General features: G+C 68.3%; 7 protein-coding genes and 2 pseudogenes. 6 read left to right on the top strand and 3 right to left on the bottom strand.

Features of this window, described 5'->3' with window-relative positions; all coding sequences use genetic code 11:
- From ACRDSQ_RS01030 to ACRDSQ_RS01020, 3 genes and pseudogenes are all read left to right on the top strand, one after another.
- Nucleotides 1–197 (top strand): annotated as a pseudogene (locus ACRDSQ_RS01030) (hypothetical protein); the annotation flags it as partial.
- Nucleotides 198–288: 91 nt separating this feature from the next.
- Nucleotides 289–1,125 carry a helix-turn-helix domain-containing protein gene (locus ACRDSQ_RS01025; RefSeq protein WP_431417947.1) on the top strand — a complete coding sequence of 279 codons (837 nt, stop codon included), beginning with the start codon at nt 289–291 and terminating at the stop codon, nt 1,123–1,125.
- A 9-nt stretch (nt 1,126–1,134) separates the two neighbouring features.
- Nucleotides 1,135–1,317 (top strand): DUF397 domain-containing protein, encoded by a 183-nt coding sequence (locus tag ACRDSQ_RS01020; protein ID WP_431417945.1) that lies wholly within the window; start codon nt 1,135–1,137, stop codon nt 1,315–1,317.
- Here ACRDSQ_RS01020 and ACRDSQ_RS01015 read toward each other — a convergent pair.
- Nucleotides 1,259–1,639, bottom strand: coding sequence for a hypothetical protein (locus tag ACRDSQ_RS01015; RefSeq protein ID WP_431417943.1), 381 nt, complete (start codon nt 1,637–1,639; stop codon nt 1,259–1,261). The genes ACRDSQ_RS01020 and ACRDSQ_RS01015 overlap by 59 nt on opposite strands.
- A 225-nt stretch (nt 1,640–1,864) precedes the next feature.
- Between ACRDSQ_RS01015 and rpmE the strand changes: the two genes are divergently transcribed.
- The 3 genes from rpmE to prmC all read left to right on the top strand — a co-directional run bounded on the left by rpmE (nt 1,865) and on the right by prmC (nt 4,147).
- Complete coding sequence (gene rpmE, locus ACRDSQ_RS01010; protein ID WP_431417942.1) at nt 1,865–2,092, top strand: 50S ribosomal protein L31; 228 nt, start codon at nt 1,865–1,867, stop codon at nt 2,090–2,092.
- A gap of 81 nt (nt 2,093–2,173) precedes the next feature.
- A complete protein-coding gene (gene prfA / locus ACRDSQ_RS01005; protein ID WP_431417940.1) occupies nt 2,174–3,253 on the top strand; it encodes a peptide chain release factor 1 in 1,080 nt (359 codons plus the stop codon).
- A 30-nt stretch (nt 3,254–3,283) separates the two neighbouring features.
- Nucleotides 3,284–4,147: a peptide chain release factor N(5)-glutamine methyltransferase gene (gene prmC, locus ACRDSQ_RS01000; RefSeq protein WP_431417939.1), complete on the top strand. Its 864-nt coding sequence runs from the start codon at nt 3,284–3,286 to the stop codon at nt 4,145–4,147.
- Nucleotides 4,148–4,157: 10 nt separating this feature from the next.
- On the opposite strand, the gene ACRDSQ_RS00995 is transcribed toward prmC, so the two are convergent.
- Together ACRDSQ_RS00995 and ACRDSQ_RS00990 are read right to left on the bottom strand one after the other, a co-directional pair.
- Complete coding sequence (locus ACRDSQ_RS00995; RefSeq protein ID WP_431417938.1) at nt 4,158–4,535, bottom strand: DUF5955 family protein; 378 nt, start codon at nt 4,533–4,535, stop codon at nt 4,158–4,160.
- A pseudogene (locus ACRDSQ_RS00990) lies at nt 4,532–5,806 on the bottom strand (hypothetical protein); the annotation flags it as partial. The gene ACRDSQ_RS00995 and the pseudogene ACRDSQ_RS00990, both read right to left, overlap by 4 nt.

The raw sequence follows: 5,806 nt of genomic DNA, 5'->3' as shown, positions 1-5,806 counted from the left end.
AACTCAAAGACCAACCCGGCTGGCGCCTCAAACAAACCCGACCAGGACTGTTCGTCTGGACCACACCCACCGGCGAGAACCACGCCGTCGACCAAGAACCACTCATCGACTACGACATGCCCTCACCCAGTTCCGCCCAGTCGCATCCCGACAGTGTTGTCCCAGAAACCGTTGTCCCGGAACCGGCTCCGTTCTGATGCGCGCGAGCGTGGCAGCTCGTCGAAAGCGGAAGTTCCGCTTTCGATCCTCCACTCGGGATCATGTACGCACAGTGCGGAAGGGGCTCCGGTGGGTACGCAGCAGTCACCGCCGTTTCAACGGCGGATGCTCGGCAAGAAGCTGCGCGATCTCAGAGGCGAGGCCGGCTTCAAGGCGTCGGAAGTCGCGAAGCGGCTGGAGATCTCGACTGGGCGCTTGAGCCGGATCGAGAACGGCGAGGTCGCCCCGGACATCCCGCTCGCCAAGTACCTTCTGGACCTCTACGGCATCCCGGTGAACGACTGGGAACCCTGGTTGGAAGAGATCAGGGCGGCTCGCAAGACAAAGGGCTGGTGGCAGGCCTACGGAGTTTCTTCACGCGGCTATGTGGTCTTGGAAACGGCAGCCACTCGCATCCGGACATTCGAGATCACGCACGTTCCCGGGTTGCTTCAAACCGCGGAATACGTGCGGACGGTCAGCCGGTACTACTCGTCGGATCCGCGCACCATCGAGAACTGGGTGAAGGTCCGGATGATCCGGCAGGAAAGGCTTCGAGCGGGCGATGACCAGCTTGATCTGGCATGTGTCGTCGACGAGGGCGTGATCAGGCGGATGGTGGGTTCGCCGGAGTTGATGAGAGAGCAGCTCAACCGCATGGTCGAGGTTTCGGCGCTCCCGAACGTGAACCTGCAGGTCGTGCCTGCGGACTGCGGGTTCCACGTCGGGATGGAAGGCGCGTTCACGGTGCTCAAGTTCGACCGGGCCCCCGATCTCGCCTATGTCGAGAACGTGGCCGGGGCGTTCCGCATCGAGAAGGAGGACCAGGTTCGGCCCTGTAATCTGGCGTTCGACCGGATTCGTTCCGTGGCGCTCGATCCTGTGGCATCGGTCGAGCTGATCCGCCGTGTCGAGCGGGATCTGTAGGAGGTTGCCATGTGGCGCAAGAGCGGCTCCAGCGTGGGCGGCAATGACGCGAACTGTGTTGAGGTCGCGGTCGCGCCGACTGTGCTGGTGCGGGACTCCAAGAACGCCACCGGCCCCCACCTGCGCATCCCGGCTACCGAGTGGCGTTCGTTCGTCTCGACGATCGGCGCCCGCACAGGTACACCAGCGTGAGCATCGCGGGCACGCTCAGGCCGATCGCCCACTGCGTCGGCACCGTGACGTCGTCCAGCGCCAAGCCCGTCAGGAGCAGCGTCACGGGGTAGGGGATCGCGAGCATCATCCGTTGTTCTCGGGAGCGCCAGGCGACCGCGCCGCCCAGGACGGCGGTGATGGCGGCGGCCCCTCCCCACAGCGCGCTGGACAGGGTGACCTGCCAGGACGCGGCGAGCAGGATGCCGCCGATCGCGGTCAGTCCGAGGACCGAGACCGCGAACAGCAACGGTGCCGTCAACCACAGGGAGACGGACAATGGCCTGCCTACCGTGAAGAACACGCCGACAGTCTGCGACGGATTTCCGGGCCTTGGAAACTACGTTCGGTGAATGGATCGCTACGTGCGTTCGGAGGTCTCTGACGTGCGACGAGCGGCGGAATAGGCTGGTCCCGGCCCGCGTTGAAACGACCGTCAGCACATCTGGCACACTGTTAGGTCGAGTCCGGCTCCGGTTCACCCCAGACACGGCGGGGACCCGGCGGCCACCTATGAGAGGCGACGACTGTGAAGAACGGGATCCACCCCGAGTACGTGTCCACAAACGTGACCTGCGGTTGCGGAAACGCGTTCACCACCCGCAGCACCAAGTCTTCCGGCAACATCCACGTCGAGGTCTGCTCGGCTTGCCACCCGTTCTACACGGGCAAGCAGAAGATCCTCGACACCGGTGGCCGAGTCGCCCGCTTCGAGGCGCGTTACGGCAAGCGCTCCAAGACCGAAGCCGCGAAGTAGCTTCGCCGACGGCGCCCTCCCGCTCGCGGGACGGGCGCCGTCGCCATGTTCGGGTTATTTTCGGCCTTGGGAAGGTGCACGGTGGACGCTTCGAACCTCGCTGAACTCCTCGGTGAGCACGCCGAGTTGGAGGCGGTTCTCGCCGACCCCGCCGTGCACGCCGACCAGGACCGGGCCCGCAAGCTGGGCAAGCGCTACGCCGAGCTGACCCCGGCGGTGAAGGTCCTGCGTGAGCTGGAGGGCGCCCGCAGCGACCTTGAGGCCGCCCGCGAGCTGGCCGCCGAGGACTCGACGTTCGCCGAGGAAGCCGACGCGATCGCCGCGCGCATCCCGAAGCTGGAAACCAAGCTCACCGAACTGCTGCTCCCGCGCGACCCGCACGACGGCTCCGACGTGGTCCTCGAGGTCAAGTCCGGGGAGGGCGGCGAGGAGTCCGCCCTGTTCGCGGGCGACCTGGTGCGGATGTACCTGCGCTACGCGGAGCGGCACGGCTGGAAGGCCGAGGTCCTCGACAGCACCGAGTCCGACCTGGGCGGCGTCAAGGACGCCACGGTCGCGATCAAGAGCAAGGGCACCGACCCCGAGGGCGTGTGGGCCCGGCTGAAGTTCGAGGGCGGCGTCCACCGCGTGCAGCGGGTGCCCGCGACCGAGTCGCAGGGCCGCATCCACACCTCCGCCGCCGGTGTGCTCGTCTACCCGGACATCGAGGACACGTCCGAGGTCGGGGAGATCCCGGACAAGGACCTCCGCATCGACGTCTACCGCTCCTCGGGCAAGGGCGGCCAGAGCGTCAACACGACCGACTCGGCCGTGCGGATCACGCACCTTCCGACCGGCATCGTGGTGTCCTGCCAGAACGAGCGCTCGCAGCTGCAGAACAAGACCCGCGCCATGCAGGTCCTCCGCGCCCGCCTCGCCGTCGCCGCCGAGGAGGAGGCCGCCAAGGTCGCCTCCGACGCGCGCCGCAGCCAGGTCCGCACGGTCGACCGTTCCGAGCGGGTCCGCACGTACAACTTCCCGGAGAACCGGATCTCGGATCACCGTGTCGGCTTCAAGGCCCACAACCTCGACGCCGTCCTCGACGGCGACCTGGACGCCGTGTTAGACGCGCTCTTCGACGCCGACCGCAACGAACGACTCGCCGCCCACTCATCCGGGTGATCCACCGAAAGGCGTGACAGGGTGACCCTTATGAGCAGGCAACCCCTCCGCGTGGCGATCCTGGAAGCCGAGCGCATCCTCGCGGCCGCGGGCGTCGCCACCCCCCGAAACGACGCCGAACTGCTGGCCGCCCACGTCCTCGGCGTGGAGCGCGGGAAGCTCCCCATGGTCCCCTTGGTCGACCCGCCGGTCGTGGACGCCCTGGGCAAGCTGGTCACCCGCCGAGCCCGCCGCGAGCCCCTGCAGCACCTGATCGGCACGGCCTGGATGGGGGCCATCGGCGTCAGCGTCGGCCCCGGCGTGTTCGTCCCGCGGCCGGAGACCGAGCTGATGTTCGCCTGGGGCCTGGCGACGCTGGAGGGCAAGCGCAACCCGATCGTCGTCGACCTGTGCACCGGCTCCGGCGTGTTGGCCCTGGCCACCGCGAACGCCCGTCCGGACGCCGTCGTGCACGCCGTGGATATCGACCACACCGCCCTTGCCTGGGCCCGCCGCAACGCGGACGCGAGGGCGGCGGCAGGCGACACCCCCGCGCGCCTGTACGCCGGAGACGTCACCGACCCGACGCTGTTCAGCGAGTTGGACGGCCAAGTCGACCTGGTCCTGTGCAACCCGCCGTACGTTCCCTCGGGCACCGCCGTGCCGCCGGAAGTGGCCGAGCACGACCCGGCCCACGCGGTGTTCTCGGGAACCGACGGCCTGGACGTCATCCGCTGCGTGGTGGCCACGGCGGCCCGACTCCTGCGCATCGACGGCGCTGTGGCGATCGAACACGACGACACCCACGGCGACTCCGTGCCCGCCCTGCTGGGAGCGCGACGGGTCCTCACCGACGTCCACGATCACGAGGACCTGGCGGGCCGCCCCCGCTTCGCCACGGCACGCCGGGGGTAGAGCCGGCGAACTAGGACGAGCCGAACACCCCGGTGATCGCCTCGTTGATCTCGTTGACGTTCGTCCCCACCGCCGCGAGCGTCCCCGTGGCTCCGACGATCCCCGCCAGGGCCTCGCGAATCCGCTTCCACAGCGACTTCACGACCGCGGGCTTCGCCTCCGGGTTCTCCGTCTGGGTGGTCAACGCGTCGATGTCGTGGACGACCAAGTCGTAGTCCGGCACCTGAGAGGCGTTGGCGGCCAACAGATCCCGCAGCGCACGCAGCAGCGCGGGCAGCTGGGGATCGACGCCATGGACGCCATGGTGGTCGCCGACCACGTTCGAGTCCCCGGCGACCGCGTGCCCGCCTACGTTCCCGCCCACGTTGATCTTGTTCTCGGAACTCATGTCTGCTTCCCCGGTGTCGGACCGGGAACGTTCCCGATCAGGTTCCCCATGCCCGCGACGACGTTCCCGGTGACGGACCCACCGATGTGCACGTTGTTCTGGATGACCGCCGCCGCCTGCGACTCGAACGACGCGGTGATGTACCCCGCGTCCGCGAGCAGCTTGCTGACCGCCAGCACCAGCCTGCTTTCCAAGATCTTCAGGTACCGGTCCACGTCGGCGAGCTGGAAGTAGTTGTGCACGCCGTCGTCGGCCGCCAGTTCGCGCAGGCTCCGCAGCGACCCGTAGCGGTCCGGGTCGATGACGCCGGGGTCGGCGCGCAGCGGGCGGAGGAACGTCAGTGTCGAGACGAGTTTGCCGGGCGAGGCGACCAGCAGGGCCAGCACATCCGCCGTGGCCTGCACGAACGGTCGGGCTGGGGAAATCGACTCGCGGTCGATTCGCTGGAAGCGTTCCTTGATCGGCAGCAGCACGCACGGGGTCCACTCGACGTAGAGCGTCGAGTCGTCGAGGGCGACATGCAGGTACACCGAGAGGACCAGATCCCGGTCCCAGGTCTCCACCCGGAAACACCGGTAGTACCGCGCCCACTCGATCGGGTTGTCCCTGATCTCCCGCACCCGGCGGGCGCTCAGCTTGGTGTACGGCGGGTACGGGGTGTCCTCCAGGAACGGCTTCGTGTGGTCCCCGAGGTGGTCGATCAGCTCCGTGGCCGAGACGACGATCTCCTCCTCGACGGTCAGCCTGCTCAGCCTGCCGCCGGGTGTCATGGCGGTGGCCCGGTGCAGGTCGCTGATCTCGGCCACCACCGCGTCGTACAGCGTGGCCGTCGACAGTGGGCGGGCGCCGCCGCCGTTCGGTTGCGGCAGCAGCGGGGCGGCCACCGACCAGGGCCGGTGCCGCCTGCCCGCGCCGACGAACGGCTCGTAGCCGCGGTGCACCACGATTCCCGCGGGCGGGCCCGGCTCCGGGTGGTCGTCGACGGCTTCGTAGGCCTGCGGTGCGGAGTAGCGGGTCAGCAGGGTGCGGAACCGCTGGGCGGCGTACTGCAGGATCTGGCGCGGCTCGGTGGTCGTGATCGAGCCCGTGCGGTTGAAGCGGCTGGTCACCAGGCGCCAGACGGTGTAGCGGTCGGCGAACGCGATGACCAGCATCGCGATCGGAAGCAGGATCGTGAAGACCAAGCCGACCACGTCGTCTTCCTCGGCCGACGAGGACGACCCGTACCGAGAGGGCCGCGAGTCGACCAGATCCAGCTCGTGGAGCAGGCG

The organism is Actinokineospora sp., assembly GCF_050699995.1.
GTDB lineage: Bacteria > Actinomycetota > Actinomycetes > Mycobacteriales > Pseudonocardiaceae > Actinokineospora.
This window is presented reverse-complemented; position numbering and strand designations above follow the sequence as displayed.